The sequence below is a fragment of the Pantoea sp. Taur genome (assembly GCF_009830025.1).
Lineage (GTDB): Bacteria > Pseudomonadota > Gammaproteobacteria > Enterobacterales > Enterobacteriaceae > Pantoea > Pantoea communis.
In genome coordinates this window covers 158312-176466 of sequence record NZ_SZZZ01000003.1, presented here as the reverse complement: position 1 = coordinate 176466, position 18155 = coordinate 158312, and the positions used below count along the sequence as shown (strand labels likewise).

Sequence of the window (18155 nt, the reverse complement as noted above, 5' to 3'; positions counted from 1 at the left end):
ATTAAACCTCTGCTGTCGTGAAGTTGCGTACATCGACCAGATGACCGGCCACTGCAGCGGCGGCGACCATCGCCGGGCTCATTAAATGGGTTCGTGCTCCTGCACCCTGGCGGCCCGCAAAATTGCGGTTGGTTCCTGAAGCACAGCGATCGCCGGGTTCCAGGACATCTTCATTCATTGCCAGGCACATTGAGCACCCCGACTGCCGCCACTCAAAACCTGCATTGATAAAAATGTCGGCTAAGCCTTCAGCCTCTGCTTGCTGACGCACCTGCGTGGAGCCTGGCACGATGATCCCGCGCACGTGTCGGGCGATTTTGCGCTCGCCAATCACCGCTGCTGCAGCGCGCAAATCTTCGATTCTGCCGTTGGTACAGGAGCCAATAAACGCATGGGTGATGGCGATGTCAGACAAGCGCATACCGGGTTCCAGCCCCATATATTTCAGTGCGACTTGTATTGCCTGCTGTTTAATCAAATCGGGTTCGTATTGCGGATCAGGTACACAGCCGCCAATAGCACAGGTCTGATCCGGGCTGATGCCCCAGGTCACTTTAGGTTCAAGGTCGCTGCAATCCAGCTCAATCGCACGGTCGAATTTGGCCCCGTCATCACTGCGCAAAGTCATCCATTCGGCCTTTGCCTGCTCCCACAATACGCCTGTTGGCATTTGCGGTTTGCCCTGGATATAGGCGAAGACCTTCTCATCTGGCGCAATGATCGCTCCACGCGCACCGGCTTCCACCGCCATATTGCATAGCGTCATGCGCCCTTCCATACTCAGCGCGTCAATCGCCAGGCCGTCAAACTCGATGGCATAACCGGTTGCCCCTGAGGCGCCAATATCTTCAATCAACGCCAGAATGATGTCTTTAGCCGAACAGCCATAAGGCAGCTCACCCGTTACCGTGACGCGCATGGTTTTCAGCGTGCGATAAATCAGAGTTTGCGTAGCGAGAAGATGTTCAATTTCTGACGTTCCGATGCCGAAACCCAACGCACCAAATGCGCCATAGGTGGTGGTGTGGCTGTCACCGGCGGCAATCACCATACCGGGCATGACCAGCCCCTGCTCATGCGCAACCACATGCTCGATGCCCTGGCGCGGGTCCATGACATCAAACAGTTCGATGCCAAAATGGGCGGCATTTTGACGGAAGTAATCCACCTGCAGCTGCCCGCCGGCATCGGTCATCGCATCGTCACGCTCAGGACGCGTGGGATTTACGTGATCGACATTGAGTAAGATAGTCGCCGGATGACGTACCGGGCGATGATGTTCACGCAGCCCGCTAAAGGCCTGCGGGCTGGTGTATTCGTTGAGTATTGATCGATCAATATAGAGCAACACATGCCCTTCATCGTCTAACTGACGTACCACATGCTGATCGATCAGTTTTTCATACAGTGTTTTGTTAGCCATGCGATTGCCCACATAAAAGTATCAACAAGTCATTAGAGACTCTAGGGTAATACAGTTGTGGTTAAGACTATGAACACAGTACGTGAAGTGATGGTTTATGAAGTGTGTTTAATGGGCGACTTCACAGCCGCCGATAGAAGTATGACGCTACTGCAAGCGTTCGAAGCGATAAGGTGCGGGATCGATAAGCGGCGTATGCCCGGTCACCAAATCTGCGGCTAACTGCCCGGCTGCGGGTGATGTCCCGAAACCATGCCCTGAAAAGCCCGTCGCCAAAGTTAGCCCAGGTATCGATGCCACTGGGCCAATCACCGGGTTCGAATCCGGGGTAACATCTATCACGCCAGCCCATGACTCCGCCATCTCCGCCTGCTGGAACACCGGCCACGCCGCGCGCAGGTTGCGCATCGCTTCCTGGTTCAGTGCCGGATTGGCAAGAGGGTCCAGCGTGCGGACCTGCTCAAAGAGTGAACGCCGATCGTTGCGCCAGCGACGTGCCAGTGCAAGATCCTTCACAAAGTATTTGCCCAGCGAAATCCGCAGGTTGTCACGCGCCTGCCGTAGCTGAGGCATATAACGTGTGCCGATCAATAGATGATCAAGCGTTATTGGCGCATCCAGCGCACCGCGTTGAGTGATGATAAAGCCACCGTCCTGGTGTTTTCGGAATGAGAAGTCAGGAGCGCCCACCGCTATATTGGCCGGTCCTTCCAGCGGTTTGGTACGCATCACCGAACAAATCAGCGGCAGCGTCGGCAGATTAATACCGTGATTGCCAAGGAAACGACGCGACCAGGCACCTGCCGCCAGCAACACCTGGTCACAACGAATCTCACCGCGTTCGGTCATCACACCACTGACCTTGCCGTTGCTGGTGACCAGGCCACGCACCGCACAGTGATCCATGATAATCGCCCCCCTGGCGATGGCGGCATTCGCCATCGCGCTGGCCGCCAGCGTGGGTTCGGCCCGCCCGTCAGAAGCAGTGTAAATCCCGCCTGCCCATTTCTCCACGCCGCCAGGCACCTGAGCCGCAATCTGCGCGTGGCTCAGTAAGCGCGTATCCAATCCCGCAGTGCTAACCCCGCTTAACCATTTTTCATGCAGTGACATCTGCTGCTCGTTGCGTGCCACAAACATAATGCCAGCCTGACGATAGCCTACATCGCTGCCAACCCGCGCGGCCATCCCCGCCCACAAGCGGTCAGCGGCCTGCGCCAGCGGAATATCCTCCAGCGCACGGCTGGTTTTACGGATCCAGCCGAGATTGCGGGAAGACTGCTCGCCCGCAATCCGCCCTTTTTCCAATACCACCACCGGAATATTGCGCTCCGCCAGCGTCAGTGCGGCGGTCAACCCTACAATCCCGCCGCCAATAACGACCACCGTGGTGGTATCCGGCAACGTTGGCGAAGGCGTAACCGGAGAAATAACAGGTGCCATATCGCGTCTCCTGCCCTTACAGGGCCACGGTGATTTCCTGAACCTGAGCGTTACCGGCCCCGCGATAGGCCGTAACTTCCAGTTCAACTTTATAAACGGTCGATCCCAGCGGCGGGCAGGTCACTGTTGAGGCGGGATTAACCCCACGGAACTTCTCACCAATGATCGCCATCACTGCAGGCACATCCGCCGGATCCTGAATAAACACGCGCGAGCACACCACATCCTGTAATGAGGCATCGACGGCTGCCAGTGCGGCTTCGATATTGGCAAACACCTGCAAAGTCTGCTCGCGCAGGTCTTCGGGAATTTCTTTGGTTTGTGGGTTGCGACCGGCGGTGTTCGAGACATAAATCCAGTTATCCACGGCCACGATGCGCGAATAACTCGCCTGCTCTTCAAATTTCGAACCGGTTTTCACTTTAATGATATTGGTCATGATGTTTTCTCTGTTAATCAGTGGATTAGCTTAAAACCGGTGATTCCCACAGGTTGAGTTTGATGCCAATGCCTTTTTCCAGCGCATTGCGATACAACACCGTGCCCCAGGCCACATCTTCCACCGGCATACCACCGACAGACATGATGATGATCTCGCTATCGTTTTGGCGGCCTGGCGCTTCGCCGGCGACGATCTTGCCGATATCTTCCAGCTGCTCCGCCTGCAGCTGCCCTTCAGCGACCATATCCATAAAGCGCACACCGATAATCGGCACGCAGCGATGCGCAGGCTTGGGAACTTCATCAAACCAGGCATGATAGAGTCCGGTGTTATCCAGCACCTTACGCACATCCGACTGCTCCATGCCTTCATCGATATTGCACAGCGCAGGCATGGCGAGGAACGCGCCAGCTTTCACCCATTCACGTTTCACCAGCGGATAAGTGGCGGGATCACCGACTTCACCTGAGCTGCAATAAGTGACAATGTCACTATCGCGCACTACCGCTTCCAGCGAGTCGACAATTTCTATCTGCTTAATTTGCGGATAGGTCTCCTGCACCCAGGTAATGAAGTTATCGAGGCTGCGCTGGCCGCGTCCTTTGACTTTGATGGTGTCGATGTGTGGGCACACAGCAATAAATGCCGCTACAGCGGTTTTTCCCATCACGCCCGGTCCGAGCAAACCGATCACACGAGAATCCTTTCGCGCCAGATGACGTGCGCCGACGCCCGGCACCGCCCCGGTGCGATACGCCGACAGCAGATTGGCTGACATATGCGCCAGCGGCGCGCCGGTATCCGCATCATTGAGGGTGAACATCAGAATCGAGCGTGGCAGCCCTTTCTCACGGTTGGCGATGTTGGAGCCATACCACTTAACCCCAGCCGTGCCGAAATTGCCGCCAAGGTAGGCAGGCATCGCCATCATGCGGCGATCGGCAGTGGGTTTTGGCATCGTCGGGAACGGCGAATTTTCCGGAAAGGTCACCATCGCGCCGTGAGAATCATTGTTGGATCCGGCCATGCGATAGTCGCCGTGATACAACAGGCCAAACATCTCTTCCATGGTATCGACACAGGCGGCCATATCGGTCACGCCCGCACGAATCATGTCTTGCTCCGACAGGTAAATAAAATCAATCCGGGTTGAATCACTCATAAGTCGCCTCATCAATCAGTCTTTTGGTCTATTTCCCGCCGTGGCGAGCGCTGCCATAAATAGCGATTTCACTGGCTAAAACCGTCTTAGGTGTCGATGGTCTTCGCTGGGTGAAATAGAAATAGCGCGTCAGTTGTCGAGCTGTATTGAATATTTGCGACATGACGAAATTCGTGCGTGGCACAGCCCTTGCATCACACAGACAGTAAATAGCCCGCAGCGGAGCCCGCCATGACACAATTGCCCCTCTATCGCCACAGTGGATTTCAACCTGAGCAGCCATGGTTTGTGCTGAACGCCGCGCAGCATTACTCGCTGATTGCGTCAGACAACCCGGCTATTTCCCATTTTTATAGTTTTGATGTGGCGCAGAGTGCCAGCATGACGCTGGCGATTCCCGACGGCTGCGTAGATATTGTGTTTGATTGCGATGCGCAGCGTCCTGCTGCACGCGTGTGTGGCACCACGCTGGAGGCGCGCGGTGCCGATATGCAGCATAACCACCACTATTTTGGTGTGCGCTTCGCACCGGGCATCATTCCTGATTTCCTCGATGTGATGGCAGAAGAGATTCCCGATCGTGAGTTTAATTTCCTCGATGTGGTGCCGGATGCACGGTTAGCCTTTGAACAAATCGTGCAGACGCGCGATTTTTCGCGGCAGATTGCTTTGTTCAACGCCAGTTTCACGCCGCGCCTGGTGCGCAAAGCTTCCGCCGTCACATCCTTGATCATCCACACCATGCGCCAGCAGAAAGGCAACATTCGCATTGATCAACTGGAAGCGCTGACTGGCTACACCTGCCGCACTATCCAGCGCCAGTTTCGCCAGGATACCGGGATGTCACCCAAGGCTTTTAGCCGCATTTTGCGCTGCCAGTCGGCGCTGGGCAGCATTCACTTACAGCAGGAAGTATCGTTTAGCGATCTGGCCTTTGATCTTGGATTTAGCGATCAGTCGCACTTCCTGCGCGAGTTTAAAAAGTTTGTCAGCACCACGCCCTGTGATTATCAGCGGCGTATTTCGCATGATGCCTATTTCCATCGTTTGCGTTTCCACTGAGCACTAAAAGGGTGCAGCGTTGCACTATGACGCTGTCCGATTTTTTCTATCCGCCAGATGCTCAGCTGAGAAATGATGCCGCTATGTTACCTGCCTCAGGCGGCACAGATTGCCTGAGAACTTTCTCTTAGCGGTTGAGGGCTTTGGCGATGAATACGGATTCCGGCTTACGCAAAAATACGTTGGGTTTGTTTTCTCTGGTCTTTTTTGTCGTCGCGGCAGCCTCGCCGCTGACAGGCGTGGTGGGCGGCTTGCCGGTGGCGATTATTTCTGGCAACGGCGGTGGCATTCCGGTGTTTTATATTCTCTCGTGTATTATTTTGATGTTATTCGCCGTGGGCTTTATTGCCATGAGCCGTCATGTCAATAATGCGGGGGCCTTTTATACCTATATCTCTAAAGGAATGGGCGAAAACTGGGGCGCTTCCGCGTCAGTATTAGCGTTGATGGCGTATATCTCTATTCAGATTGCCATCGTGGCAATGCTGGGATTCTTCACGCAGTTATTTATTGAAGAGCACTTTTCTGCCCATATTCCCTGGTGGGCATTGAGCATGCTATTTGTGATGGTATGCTGGGTATTGAGCATTAAACGCGTCGAAGTCGGTGGAAAATTACTCGGCATATTAATGCTGGCGGAAGTGGCTATTGTGTTACTCACCGACGTGATGCTGTTAATCAAAAAAGTCGGTCCTTATAGCTTCCAATCGTTCGAGCCGTCGGTGTTTATGCAGGGTAACCTCGGCATCGCCTTTATTTTCACCATCGCCGCTTTTATCGGTTTTGAATCTACCGCCATATATGCGGAAGAGTGCCGTGACCCACATAAAACTGTGCCGCGTGCCACAGTATGTGCCTTGTTACTGATCACGGCATTTTTCTGTTTCACCAGCTGGTCACTGGTGCAGGCATACGGTTTTGATCAGATTGTCGCGATTGCCAGCAAAGATCCCGGTAATTTCGTGTTTAATATTACCCGGCAATATGTTGGAGAGTGGGCCGTAGAAACCATGTCGGTATTGCTGATCACCAGTTTGTTTGCGGCGGCGCTGGCGTTTCATAACAATATTTCACGTTATCTGTTTAGCATTAGCCGCGATGGTTTGATCTGGAAAGAGTTGTGCAAAACTCATCCCACCAATGGCACGCCACATAATGCCAGCCACGTTCACAGCGTGATCATGCTGATGCTACTGGCAGGTATGGGCAGCGCGGGATTGGACCCGATGGTGCACATCTTTGCTATCGGTTCTGCCGTCGCCACACTGTGTATTTTGATTTTACAACTGGGCGTTTCCGCTGCCGTGATACTGTTCTTCCGTCGGATGGAGAATAGCGAAAATCCATTCACCGTATTCTGGGCACCGTTACTGTCAATGGTGTGCATGAGCGTGACGATTATTTTGGTGGTCAATAATCTGCAATCCTTAAGCGGCAGTGATTCCAGCGTGGTGAAGATGATTCCCTGGTTCATTGCTGGCTGCGCCTTGATGGGATACGGCATGTCGCTGAAACGCAGTTTTAAAGTTCGCGCTTAGTCATCGTTGCGGTGCGCAGCAATGCGCACCCAGTTAGCGAGTAAATATTTAACCTGGCGTTATGGTGTTTTATTTGACCTAAGTCGCGATGCTCGCTATAAAGAATAACCGCGCAGTACTCACGGATATATCTCCCTACCTTTCGCATTCATTGCTTAAATTCCCGCCACATTGGTTTTATGTAAGTTAAGTAATTAACACCAATACTTTATTAACTAAAAACAAGTTAATCTTTTCGTAACAATCTTTTAATTTGCAAACCGAAATTTTAACGTTCACCTGCAAAGTACAAAGATCAGGATCAGAATGACTCACTCTAAAAAAATCGTGTCTGCCCTTTCACTGGCAGCGCTGCTTGTTTCTTCAGTGGTCCACGCTGAAAACGCACCAGAAAAAACCGATGTTCTGTTGATTGGCGGCGGCGTCATGAGCGCCTCACTGGGAACCTGGCTACAGGAACTGCAACCAGGCTGGAAGCAGCTGATGGTTGAGCGTCTGGATGGCGTCGCACTGGAATCGTCTAACGGCTGGAACAACGCCGGTACCGGTCACTCTGCGAACATGGAACTGAACTACACGCCAGAGCGTGCAGACGGTTCAATCGACGTGAGCAAGGCGCTGGAAATTAACGAAGCTTTCATGATTTCCCGTCAGTTCTGGACCTCTCAGGTACAGCGCGGCGTAATGCATGACCCGCGTTCATTCATCAACTCCACCCCACACATGAGCTTTGTCTGGGGCGATAAAAACGTTGAGTATCTGACTAAGCGTTACGATGCACTGCAGAAAACCACCCTGTTCCAGGGCATGAAGTTCTCTACCGATCACAAGCAGATTGAGCAGTGGGCTCCGCTGGTGATGGAAGGTCGCGATCCTAATCAGAAAGTGGCAGCCACCTGGACGCCAGTGGGTACTGACGTTAACTACGGTGAAATCACCCGTCAGTTGATTGGAAGCCTGAAGAAAGATCAGAACTTCAAATTAGAAACCTCTTCAGAAGTTACTGATTTCAAACGTAACAGCGATAATTCATGGCACGTCACCATCAAAGATGTGAAGAGCGGTGAGAACCGTTCGGTTGACGCGAAATATGTGTTTATCGGTGCAGGCGGCGCGGCCATCAAACTGCTGCAGAAAACCGGTATTCCTGAAGCGGATAACTACGGCGGCTTCCCGGTCGGTGGTTCGTTCCTGATGACCGAGAATCCAGAAGTGACCAGTCGTCACCTGGAAAAAGTGTACGGCCAGGCTTCAGTCGGTGCGCCACCGATGTCTGTTCCACACATCGATGCCCGTAATCTGGACGGTAAACGCGTGGTGCTGTTTGGGCCGTTCGCGACCTTCTCCACCAAATACCTGAAAAATGGCTCACTGTTCGATCTGTTAAGCGCTACTACCACCAGCAATATCATGCCGATGACTCACGTCGGTATCGATAACTTTGACCTGGTGAAGTACCTGATTGGTCAGGTGATGCTGAACGACGACGATCGTTTTGCCGCGCTGAAAGAGTACTACCCGAACGCACGTAAAGAAGACTGGAAACTGATCCAGGCGGGTCAACGCGTACAGATCATCAAGAAAGATGCGGATAAAGGCGGCGTGCTGAAACTCGGCACCGAAATCGTGACCGATCAGCAGAAAACCGTGGCGGCCCTGTTGGGTGCATCACCAGGTGCTTCAACTGCTGCGCCAATCACCCTCGACGTGATGAAGAAGTTGTTCCCGGAGCAGTTCGCTTCTCCTGAGTGGCAAGAGAAGATTCGCGGCATTATCCCAAGCTTCGGCCAGAAACTGAACGGCAACACCGCACTGACTCAGCAGGTCTGGGACAACACCGCTGCTACGCTGCAGTTGACCAAACCACCGGTCATCAACATGGGTGATCAGTCCGTTGCCCCTACGCAGGCTAAGCCTCGCGCAGAATCCGCTAAGCAGGATATGGCGCTGTAATTCTCCCTCGCGCTAATGAAGAAAGCCGGACAATGTCCGGCTTTCTTGTGTCTGGAATAAGGTCAAATCGCATAGCAGACACTCAACCTTCTGCGTGCTAAAATTGGGTATCATTGAATGAGGCAAAGACATGAATAAATCTGCATCATTAAGTGTTGCTAATCAGGTACGTGAACTGGCTAAATTTCACCAAGTAACGGCTGACCGTGATGGTATGAGTCGCATGGCTGTTGCAATTACTCGCCTGGCCGATGACATCGTAGAACTTGATGTCATCGAACAACTTCTGGTTAATCTGAAGAAAAAAGGCATTTTAACCAAGGCAGAAACGCTGGAGATGCAAGGCGACTATCTGCGTGAGAAAAGACAAATTAAACAGAATTTTTTGCATGATTTTTGATCCTTTCGGCGACTATGAAACAGCGGGTTATTTACAGAATGCCTTACATTTAAAAGATACTGATGAAGTTAAAGCTTCTGAACATCTTTCATTCGAACTGAGTCTGGAAGATGCGCTGCTGTACCTATCAACGCTAAAACACGTAAAATATTCTTCCATACTTAAAGTTCACGAAATTCTTTTCGGTGACTTCTATCACTGGGCAGGAAAAGACCGAGACGAGTTAGTTCCTCACCTATCGATCTTTAAAGGCGCGCGTGAAGACGAACACTTTACGGTATTTGAATATCCACATCTTATTCAGCGTGCAGTGGAGTATGCGCTTAAGCTTGCCAGTGACAGGGACAAATTTCGTCAAAAGCCAGGAGAAGTGATGGGGCAGCCTGGCTTTTGCTCACCCTTTTCTTGATGGTAACGGACGTACAATTTTGCTAACTTTCATGGAAATAAGTTTCCGTGCAGGTTTTTCTGTCGACTGGTCTAAAACAAAAAAAGACGATTACCTTCGCACATTGAGTAGAGAAATTCGTGAACCAGGAAAAGGACATCTGGATCGTTATCTCCAACCGTTCATTATCGAGATTCATAGCAGGGACGAATGGCCTTTAACCATCGGTAGTATTAAAGGCCTGGATGGATTGGATAAAGGGCAAATCAATTATAGCGACATTGACGATCCGTTAGTCAGGAAACATTATAAAAGCTACCAGTCACAACATTTAGATAATAAATCTTAATGGCTGTTATTCATCCCCCAAACCAGTGCCTGTCTTGCATGGGCAATACGCGGTTGGCGCAGAGCGCTGGGTAACCAGATAAGGTGATAACGAATTTCCGTATCCCCCACCGGCGCGTCCAGCACCACCAACTCCCCTTGCGCGATTTGCGCCTGACATAAAAATGCCGGTATCACCGACCAGCCAAATCCGCCGCAGAGTAAACTTCGCAAACCACGTAAATCCTGCCCAACTACCGCAGGTAACAGCGTCTGGTATTTAATGCGATTTTTATCCAGCCAATGATCAATTAATGACAGTTTCAGGTCATAAGCCAGCAGAGGTTCTTTAATCAAATCCGCGGAAAAATCTGCGCTGTTGTGTAAGCGAGCCGCCACGGCCGGTGCAGCCACAGCAACCACACGGTCCTGAAAAATCACTTCCCCCTTTAAACGTGGATCGGTCACCGGATGTGCCGTCACGCCGAGATCACAATGCCCTTCAATCACCATCTGCGCAACGAGCGGACCATCACCGCTGTGCATATGCACGCGAATGCCGCTTTCAAGCAGTGGCAGCAATTCAGCCGATAATTTCTCCGCCATAAAATCAGCATGTCCAATGATCTGCAACGTTCCACTCACATCCATCGATCGGGCACGCGCCGATGATAAAGCGGACTCTGCGGTATCCAGAGAGTTGCCTATATCAGCGGCCAAATCGTCGGCAGCGGCCGTTGGCATCACGCCATGGGCCTGACGCTCAAACAGCGGTCGACCCACTGCGACTTCCAGGCCGCTAATGTGTTGCGAAACCGCAGGCTGCGTCAGATTCAGTGCGCGCGCCGCACCGGAAATTGAGCGCTGGCGATACACTTCCATAAACGTTCGTAAGCGAACCAGTGACATAGTGCCCCATAAATTATTTTATACCCCTGCCAAAATAGCCTTGTTAGCCGTCAAATACCAGCGCGAGTAAGCTGCCCACATCTTGAAAAGCACGGGAAAAAATCATGTCACTTCAGCAAGAATTACTGCATGTGCTGCACACAATGAAACAGGCTCATCTGCAGAACGAACCTGCTAGCGCCGAACTTCGCCGCGATCGCTTATTACGCAGCGTGGCATTAATTCGCGAGAATCATGCCGCGTTTACTGCGGCCATCAGCGCCGATTTTGGTCATCGCAGTGCCTATCAAACCCAGGCGGCCGACCTGATGACCACCATCAATATGTTGCAGCACTCCGCTGAACATCTGGATCAGTGGATGCAGCCGGAGATCGCCGAAGTCCCGGTTGCGGGTATGCAGGCGCGCATCGAACCACAACCCTTAGGCGTAGTCGGCATTATCAGCCCATGGAACTTCCCGATTAACCTGGCATTTGGCCCGCTGGCCGGTGTGTTTGCTGCGGGCAACACTGCGATGCTTAAACCCTCTGAGCTGACACCCCACACCTCCGCATTACTGGCGGAGTTAGTGCCGCGTTACTTCGCCGCCGATGAACTCAGCGTGGTTCTGGGTGACGCCAGCGTGGGACAAGCGTTTAGCGCTCTGCCATTCGACCATCTGGTCTTCACCGGCAGCACCGCCGTCGGTAAGCATGTGATGCGTGCAGCGGCAGAGAATCTGGTGCCTGTTACGCTGGAACTGGGTGGAAAGTCGCCGGTGGTGATCCACGCAGATGCGGATGTGGCAATGGCGGCAGCCCGAACCCTGACCATAAAAACCTTTAACGCCGGTCAAATTTGTATCTCACCGGATTACCTATTACTTCCGTATGCCGCTGAAGCGGAATTTATCACCGCGTCACAGCAGTTCATGCATCAGACGTACCCAACGCTACAAAGCAACGTGGATTACACCGCCATAATCAGTGCTCGTCATTATCAGCGATTGATCGGTCTGATCGAAGATGCCCGAGCTAAAGGAGCCCGGATCGTTAGCCTGGCCCCTGCGGGTGAGCCGGACTTTGATGCGCAAAGCCGCAAAATCGCGCCGCATTTGATCCTCAATGTCTCCGAAGAGATGACGGTCATGCAGGAAGAGATTTTTGGCCCGCTGCTGCCAGTCAAAAGCTATAGCGGAGAGGTAGAGGAAGCGATTCGTTATATCAATGCGCATCCACGTCCACTGGCCGCTTACTATTTTGGCCACGATGAACAGCGTCAAAAGCTGATGGCTCAGCACACCACTTCTGGCGCCCTGGTGATAAATGATGTCATGACCCATGCTTCTCTCGACAGCCTGCCATTTGGTGGCGTGGGCGCATCCGGTATCGGCGCGTATCACGGGGTTCATGGATTCCGTCGTTTCAGCCACGCCAAGCCGATTGTGATCCAGGATGAGGCGGGCACCACAAATTTACGGCTGCGTGCGCCCTATCAGGACAAAAGCGCAGCATTGACTGCATTACTGAATAACCAACATTAATCGAGGACAGACAATGAAAATTTTGATGGTTCTGACATCACATGACGCGTTGGGCAACACCGGCAAAAAAACCGGGTTCTGGCTGGAAGAGTTCGCCGCACCCTACTTCGTGTTTAAAGATGCGGGTGCCGAAGTGGTGTTGGCTTCTCCGGCTGGCGGACAACCGCCGCTGGATCCAAAAAGTGATTTACCTGAATTCCAGACTGCTATGACCGAACGTTTCAAATCCGATGCGGCGGCACAGCAGGCGCTGGCCAATACCGTGAAGTTGGCAAGCATTGATCAGCAGGATTTCGATACGGTCTTTTATCCTGGCGGCCACGGTCCACTGTGGGATCTGGCGGAGTCAGCAGACTCCATCCAGTTGATCGAATCTTTCGATCGTGCGGGTAAGCCGATGGGTTTTGTCTGCCATGCACCCGGCGCGTTGCGCCATGTGAAAGCTGCGAGCGGCGCCCCGTTAATTCAGGGTAAGCAGGTCACCGGCTTTACCAATAGCGAAGAAGCAGCCGTTGAGCTCACCGACGTGGTGCCTTTCCTGATTGAGGATGAGTTCATCAAACTGGGCGCGCATTATCAAAAAGGCGCTGACTGGGCACCGTTTGTCGTACAAGATGGTCATTTGATCACCGGACAAAATCCGGCCAGCTCAGAAGATGTGGCGAAAGCGCTGCTGCTGCAACTGGCAGCACAACAGCCTTAATCGCGTTAAAGCGCATCACTGCTCTGGCGGTGATGTGCCCTCGTCTTATTAACCCTCCCATTAATGAATATTGCTCATAGGTGCTAGTAGACTGGCGCACCTAATCAATCCCTTCTGCCTTTGTTAAGCTACTTCACAACCCCTTTTCCATCACTGTAATTAAGCCCTGGCACCGCACAGGTCCTTTCCTTTGCTCATAAAAAGACACTATGGATATCAAAACTGCAACGCATCCTCCGGATATGAAAACCGGCATCGCTTTTATTGTCATTCTCAGCGCGTTGATGGCATTTACCTCGCTCTCAACCGACATCTATCTACCGGCGATGCCCGCGATGTCAGCCGCGTTACACGGCGATTCGGAACTGACGGTCACCGGATTCCTGATTGGCTTTGCCATCGCACAGCTAATCTGGGGCCCGATTAGCGATCAACTCGGCCGCAAAACACCGCTATATATCGGGATGATTATCTTTGCTGTCGGCTCAGCGGGATGCGCACTCTCCAGCGACATGCCTCAGATTGTCTTCTGGCGTGTCATTCAGGCCACTGGCGCGTGCACCGGCCCGATGCTGGCGCGTGCCATGATCCGCGACCTTTTCAGCCGCACGCGTGCTGCGCAAATGCTGTCGACGCTGATCATTGTCATGGCGATTGCCCCTATCGCGGGGCCATTAATGGGTGGGCAAATCATTCGTTACTCGCAATGGCCGGTGATTTTCTGGTTTCTGGCGGTAGTCGGCGCATTGATGTTCATATCACTGCTCTGGCTTCCTGAAACACTGCCGGCAGAAAAACGGGTAACGGCGTCACCTCGGCAAATAATGGGTAATTATCGCGCATTGTTGCAAAATAAAAACTTTATGCGTTTTACCTTGTGCGTGACTTTTTATTACGTTGCCGCTTACGCCTTTATTGTCGGATCGCCTGCGGTGTATATCAGCTATTTCGGTATCGATCCGCAACATTATGGTTGGCTGTTCGCCATAAATATCCTTGGACTGGTGACGGTCAGCACCGTTAATAAACGTTTAGTGCAAAAGGTCCGGCTTGAGACGCTGCTGAAATCCGCCTCTTTTATCGCCGCACTGATGACTTTCGTAATGTGTTTTGTACTGAAAACGCATCCGGCAGCATTGGCGGGATTGGTCATCTGTATCTTCATTTTCTTCTCAATGAACGGAATTATTGCCGCCTCCGCTACCGCAGCCGCGCTGGATGCCGTGCCGAATGCCACCGGTTCAGCCTCCGCGCTAATAGGTTCATTGCAATACGGTAGTGGCATTGTCTCCTCACTGCTGCTGGCAGGGCTTAACAACGGTACGCCATGGATTATGGTGAGCATTATGACGGTATTCACCCTGCTCAGTTTTCTCAGCACGCTTGGCGGTGGAAAATCTCAGCCAAAAATGGCAGAAATTTAATGCTACGGTGAAACATTAAATATGACATTAAACATTTGGTGCGGTGCGTTCAGCATGCAATTGCTAAATCTAAAATAGTCGGTAACGTCGTGGCTTCATCTGCTAATAAAAATAAGCGAGCTTAATTAATGAGCAATATCCAGTCTTCATTCCTTTCTTACACCGTGGACAACGAGACATTTGAAGGTTATTTAGTTTATCAGGCTGATAATAACCCTGCTAAACCAGGCATTGTTATTGCGCCCAACTGGATGGGGGCTACCGCGGATGCTGCTGAACAAGCCAAAGCCATTGCTGCCCACGGCTATGTGGTGCTGGTGGCTGACCTGTACGGTCAGGGTCAACGCCCCACTAACGGCGAAGAAGCGGGTGCGATGATGATGGCAGTGAAAGACACCCCCGCCGAAGTGGCGCGCATGCAGGCGGCGCTCAGCGCATTGCGCACGCAAACTACGGCTCCCGTTAATGCGGATAAGGTAGCGGCTATCGGTTTCTGCTTCGGCGGCCACTGCGCGCTGGAGCTGGCACGCAGCGGCGCGGATATCAAAGCGGCCGCCTCTTTCCACGGCACGCTGGATACCCAGGGCGCTTATGACAGTCATACTATTCAGGCTTCACTGCTGGTACTGGACGGCGCGGCCGATCCCCTGGTGCCGCGCGAGCAGTTAGCCGCCTTCGCGAATGAGATGAACAGCAAGGGCGTTGACTGGCAGCTGGTGAGCTTTGCCGGTGCGGTGCACTCCTTCACCGATCCGAAAGCCGATAATGCTGGCGTATCGCAGTATCATCCGGAAGTGACGCAGCGTGCCTTCAAACGCCTGTATCAATTGCTGGATGAAGTGTTTTAATGACGCGGCGGGAGGATGACTAGCCTCCCGCTATTTCCCCCGTCTTTCAGCGCACGCGTAAAATCCCGCCATCAATATCCGCTACACCGGTTTTGCCGCAAAACGCCATCGACAGATCAAACTCGTTACGGATGATGCTTAGCGCTGTGGTCACCCCTTCTTCACCTAGCGCCCCCAATCCATACAGCATACTGCGCCCGATATAAGTGCCTTTGGCGCCTAACGCTATGGCTTTTAATACATCCTGCCCGGAACGAATGCCGCCATCAAAATGCACTTCTATTCGATCGCCTACCGCCGCCACAATTTCCGGCAGCAGTGTAATTGACGAAGACACGCCGTCCAGCTGACGCCCACCATGGTTGGAAACAATCAACGCATCGGCACCCGCTTCGATCGCCAGTTGCGCGTCAGTGGCATCCATTATGCCCTTCACAATCAACTTGCCGCCCCAGTGCCGTTTAATCCATTCGATATCTTTCCAGGAGAGCCGCGGGTCATACTGCTGTGCCGTCCACTCCACCATCGAGTCAATGTTATCCACACCGCTTACATGCCCGATGATATTGCCAAAATTACGATGTCTGGTATTCAACATCTGCCAGCACCAGCGCGGTTTAGTGGCAATATTGAGCACATTGCGCAGGGTCATTTTGGGCGGCGTGGAAAGGCCATTCTTAATGTCTTTATGGCGCTGACCAAAGACCTGCAAGTCCATGGTCACGACCAACGCGCTGCAGTTAGCTGCTTTAGCGCGATCGATCAGATTTGCCACAAACTGCCGGTCACGTAATACATACAGCTGAAACCAAAATGGATGTCCCTGCGTGGCCTGCGACACAGCTTCCAGCGAACAGATGCTCATGGAAGAGAGCGTAAAGGGAATACCAAATTTTTTGGCTGCGCGTGCCGCATGAATTTCACCATCGGGATGGATCATGCCGGTCAGCCCGGTGGGGGCAATCGCCACCGGCATCGCGACATCGTGCCCCATCATTCGGCTTGCCGTGCTGCGTTCCGCAATATCCACCGCAACACGTTGACGAAATTCGATGAGACGTAGATCTGCTTCGTTGGCACGATAGCTGTATTCCGTCCAGGAACCTGCATCGACATAGTCATAAAACATCTTTGGCACACGTTTTCGCGCCAGTTGCCGCAATTCTTCAATACAGGTAATGGTCACTTTTCCACCTGATAAAAAAAGCGGCCAAATAAAATAACATTTAGCCGCCTGCGATCACGCAAATACACACACAGATAACTTACGATTTCTCGTAGTCGGTATAGGCATTCTGTAGCACGATATGATCGGCAATATATTTTGCATCGTGCCACACACCATAAATAAAGGAGGAGGCGCGATTCACCAGATTCGGTAAACCAAGGAAATAAATACCCCGCTCCGCAGAAATACCACGCTTATGGAAAGGCACGCCTTTCTCATCAAATGCATCCGCCTGCAACCAGCTAAAATCAAATTTAAACCCTGTCGCCCAGATAATAGAGGTGATACCGGCCTCGGCCAGGTTTAATTTCGTTAAAGGATTAATCAGGCAGTCTGGATCGGATAATAATGCCCAGGCCTGTGGCTCCAGCGGCAGATCCAGACCATTACGCTCGATATAAGCATCGGCATCACGTAGTACGTCGAAATAAGCTTTATCACCTTCTGCAATATTCTCAGCCAGGCCATCAGCAAAGCTCAACACGCCGTTATCCCATTGCTGAGTAATACCCACCAGGGTAATGCCCATATGAGCCAGACGACGAAAATCAACCGTTTTACCGCCTTCATAGCCACTCACGGCAAAGGCCACGTGCTGTTTTTTCGGCTTGATTTTCACTTCATCCCACAAGCCTAAAGCACCCAGCCACCAGCAGTAATCTCGGTCACGATAAGAGCGTGGTGGTCGATAATGTTCGCCGACCGACAGATAGACTTTGCGGCCCGTTTTACCCAGCTCTTCCGCGATTTGTGATCCTGACGCCCCCGCGCCCACCACCAGCACGCCGCCTTCTGGCAACTGCTGCGGATTCTTATAGGAAGAGGAATGAATTTGATGCAGGTTGGCACTGTCCGGCACGATTTGCGGGAATGAAGGCTTCTGGAACGGCCCTGTTGCCGCCACCACATTATCTGCTTCAAATTCTCCAATAGAGGTCAGCACTTTGAAACCGCTACGTCCCGGCAGACGTTCAACCTGATGCACTTCAACGCCAGTGCGCACCGGCGCATTGAGCATTTTGGCATAATCTTCGAAATATTGAGCCATGCGCTCTTTAGGAGGAAAAGCTTCCTGAGAAATATTATCGAATTTCATTGAAGGAAAACGATCGTGCCAGGCAGGGCCATTGGCGACCAGTGAATCCCAACGCTCTGAACGCCAGCGCTCTGCAATGCGGTTACGCTCAAATACAATATGCGGGACACCCATCAATGAAAGATGTTCACTCATTGCAATGCCCGCCTGACCTGCACCGACAATTACGGTATTAATTTTTTCTACTGACATGTGGAATCCCTAAATAGATTTTAACGCGATGGGTTATTCATCATCGTAATCATTGTTCGTGTTAACGCTAAGCAAGCATTTTTAATTCAGCGCT

The 18155-nt window shown here is 52.2% G+C and carries 17 protein-coding genes; 10 read left to right on the top strand and 7 right to left on the bottom strand.

Going from position 1 to position 18155, the window contains the following annotated elements; genetic code table 11:
- Window position 1: 1 nt before the first annotated feature.
- From leuC to FD744_RS05425, 4 genes are all read right to left on the bottom strand, one after another.
- Complete coding sequence (gene leuC / locus FD744_RS05440) at window positions 2-1423, bottom strand: 3-isopropylmalate dehydratase large subunit (protein WP_160867589.1); 1422 nt, start codon at window positions 1421-1423, stop codon at window positions 2-4.
- A gap of 147 nt (window positions 1424-1570) precedes the next feature.
- Complete coding sequence (locus FD744_RS05435; protein ID WP_160867588.1) at window positions 1571-2866, bottom strand: FAD-binding oxidoreductase; 1296 nt, start codon at window positions 2864-2866, stop codon at window positions 1571-1573.
- Window positions 2867-2882: 16 nt separating this feature from the next.
- Complete coding sequence (locus FD744_RS05430; RefSeq protein ID WP_160867587.1) at window positions 2883-3305, bottom strand: RidA family protein; 423 nt, start codon at window positions 3303-3305, stop codon at window positions 2883-2885.
- Window positions 3306-3330: 25 nt separating this feature from the next.
- Window positions 3331-4470: a tyramine oxidase subunit B gene (locus FD744_RS05425; protein ID WP_160867586.1), complete on the bottom strand. Its 1140-nt coding sequence runs from the start codon at window positions 4468-4470 to the stop codon at window positions 3331-3333.
- Between the two features lie 231 nt (window positions 4471-4701).
- Here FD744_RS05425 and FD744_RS05420 point away from each other — a divergent pair, with 231 nt between their 5' ends.
- The 6 genes from FD744_RS05420 to FD744_RS25905 all read left to right on the top strand — a co-directional run bounded on the left by FD744_RS05420 (window position 4702) and on the right by FD744_RS25905 (window position 10160).
- Window positions 4702-5532 (top strand): helix-turn-helix domain-containing protein, encoded by an 831-nt coding sequence (locus tag FD744_RS05420; RefSeq protein ID WP_034823993.1) that lies wholly within the window; start codon window positions 4702-4704, stop codon window positions 5530-5532.
- Between the two features lie 149 nt (window positions 5533-5681).
- On the top strand, window positions 5682-7070 hold the full coding sequence (locus tag FD744_RS05415; protein ID WP_160867585.1) for an APC family permease: 1389 nt from the start codon (window positions 5682-5684) through the stop codon (window positions 7068-7070).
- Between the two features lie 306 nt (window positions 7071-7376).
- The gene (gene mqo, locus FD744_RS05410; protein WP_034823997.1) at window positions 7377-9023 is read left to right on the top strand and encodes a malate dehydrogenase (quinone); all 1647 of its coding nucleotides are present in this window, start codon (window positions 7377-7379) and stop codon (window positions 9021-9023) included.
- 130 nt (window positions 9024-9153) lie between these two features.
- A complete protein-coding gene (locus FD744_RS05405) occupies window positions 9154-9423 on the top strand; it encodes a hypothetical protein (protein WP_160867584.1) in 270 nt (89 codons plus the stop codon).
- Complete coding sequence (locus tag FD744_RS25910; protein WP_306439523.1) at window positions 9413-9832, top strand: hypothetical protein; 420 nt, start codon at window positions 9413-9415, stop codon at window positions 9830-9832. Before FD744_RS05405 ends, FD744_RS25910 begins: the two co-directional genes overlap by 11 nt.
- A 19-nt stretch (window positions 9833-9851) precedes the next feature.
- On the top strand, window positions 9852-10160 hold the full coding sequence (locus FD744_RS25905; RefSeq protein ID WP_306439522.1) for a hypothetical protein: 309 nt from the start codon (window positions 9852-9854) through the stop codon (window positions 10158-10160).
- Here FD744_RS25905 and FD744_RS05395 read toward each other — a convergent pair.
- Complete coding sequence (locus FD744_RS05395) at window positions 10157-11047, bottom strand: LysR family transcriptional regulator (RefSeq protein WP_160867583.1); 891 nt, start codon at window positions 11045-11047, stop codon at window positions 10157-10159. The two genes, FD744_RS25905 and FD744_RS05395, sit on opposite strands and share 4 nt — an antisense overlap.
- Before the next feature lie 104 nt (window positions 11048-11151).
- Between FD744_RS05395 and FD744_RS05390 the strand changes: the two genes are divergently transcribed.
- The 4 genes from FD744_RS05390 (at window position 11152) to FD744_RS05375 (ending at window position 15545) form a co-directional block, all read left to right on the top strand.
- Window positions 11152-12570: a coniferyl aldehyde dehydrogenase gene (locus tag FD744_RS05390; protein ID WP_160867582.1), complete on the top strand. Its 1419-nt coding sequence runs from the start codon at window positions 11152-11154 to the stop codon at window positions 12568-12570.
- Window positions 12571-12583: 13 nt separating this feature from the next.
- Complete coding sequence (locus FD744_RS05385; protein ID WP_160867581.1) at window positions 12584-13273, top strand: type 1 glutamine amidotransferase domain-containing protein; 690 nt, start codon at window positions 12584-12586, stop codon at window positions 13271-13273.
- 209 nt (window positions 13274-13482) lie between these two features.
- Entirely contained in the window at window positions 13483-14697 is a 1215-nt protein-coding gene (locus FD744_RS05380) for a multidrug effflux MFS transporter (RefSeq protein ID WP_160867580.1), read from the top strand.
- Window positions 14698-14825: 128 nt separating this feature from the next.
- Entirely contained in the window at window positions 14826-15545 is a 720-nt protein-coding gene (locus FD744_RS05375; protein WP_160867579.1) for a dienelactone hydrolase family protein, read from the top strand.
- Between the two features lie 46 nt (window positions 15546-15591).
- Here the strand turns inward: FD744_RS05375 and FD744_RS05370 are convergent, their stop codons facing one another.
- Entirely contained in the window at window positions 15592-16731 is a 1140-nt protein-coding gene (locus FD744_RS05370; RefSeq protein WP_160867578.1) for an alpha-hydroxy acid oxidase, read from the bottom strand.
- 79 nt (window positions 16732-16810) lie between these two features.
- Window positions 16811-18061 (bottom strand): NAD(P)/FAD-dependent oxidoreductase, encoded by a 1251-nt coding sequence (locus tag FD744_RS05365; protein ID WP_160833881.1) that lies wholly within the window; start codon window positions 18059-18061, stop codon window positions 16811-16813.
- Window positions 18062-18155 lie beyond the last annotated feature (94 nt).

Bases quoted from the DNA above. Each gene is read 5' to 3' on its own strand.
- leuC (WP_160867589.1), bottom strand. From the start codon at position 1,423: ATGGCTAACAAAACACTGTATGAAAAACTGATCGATCAGCATGTGGTA.
- FD744_RS05435 (WP_160867588.1), bottom strand. From the start codon at position 2,866: ATGGCACCTGTTATTTCTCCGGTTACGCCTTCGCCAACGTTGCCGGAT.
- FD744_RS05430 (WP_160867587.1), bottom strand. From the start codon at position 3,305: ATGACCAATATCATTAAAGTGAAAACCGGTTCGAAATTTGAAGAGCAG.
- FD744_RS05425 (WP_160867586.1), bottom strand. From the start codon at position 4,470: ATGAGTGATTCAACCCGGATTGATTTTATTTACCTGTCGGAGCAAGAC.
- FD744_RS05420 (WP_034823993.1), top strand. From the start codon at position 4,702: ATGACACAATTGCCCCTCTATCGCCACAGTGGATTTCAACCTGAGCAG.
- FD744_RS05415 (WP_160867585.1), top strand. From the start codon at position 5,682: ATGAATACGGATTCCGGCTTACGCAAAAATACGTTGGGTTTGTTTTCT.
- mqo (WP_034823997.1), top strand. From the start codon at position 7,377: ATGACTCACTCTAAAAAAATCGTGTCTGCCCTTTCACTGGCAGCGCTG.
- FD744_RS05405 (WP_160867584.1), top strand. From the start codon at position 9,154: ATGAATAAATCTGCATCATTAAGTGTTGCTAATCAGGTACGTGAACTG.
- FD744_RS25910 (WP_306439523.1), top strand. From the start codon at position 9,413: ATGATTTTTGATCCTTTCGGCGACTATGAAACAGCGGGTTATTTACAG.
- FD744_RS05395 (WP_160867583.1), bottom strand. From the start codon at position 11,047: ATGTCACTGGTTCGCTTACGAACGTTTATGGAAGTGTATCGCCAGCGC.
- FD744_RS05390 (WP_160867582.1), top strand. From the start codon at position 11,152: ATGTCACTTCAGCAAGAATTACTGCATGTGCTGCACACAATGAAACAG.
- FD744_RS05385 (WP_160867581.1), top strand. From the start codon at position 12,584: ATGAAAATTTTGATGGTTCTGACATCACATGACGCGTTGGGCAACACC.
- FD744_RS05380 (WP_160867580.1), top strand. From the start codon at position 13,483: ATGGATATCAAAACTGCAACGCATCCTCCGGATATGAAAACCGGCATC.
- FD744_RS05375 (WP_160867579.1), top strand. From the start codon at position 14,826: ATGAGCAATATCCAGTCTTCATTCCTTTCTTACACCGTGGACAACGAG.
- FD744_RS05365 (WP_160833881.1), bottom strand. From the start codon at position 18,061: ATGTCAGTAGAAAAAATTAATACCGTAATTGTCGGTGCAGGTCAGGCG.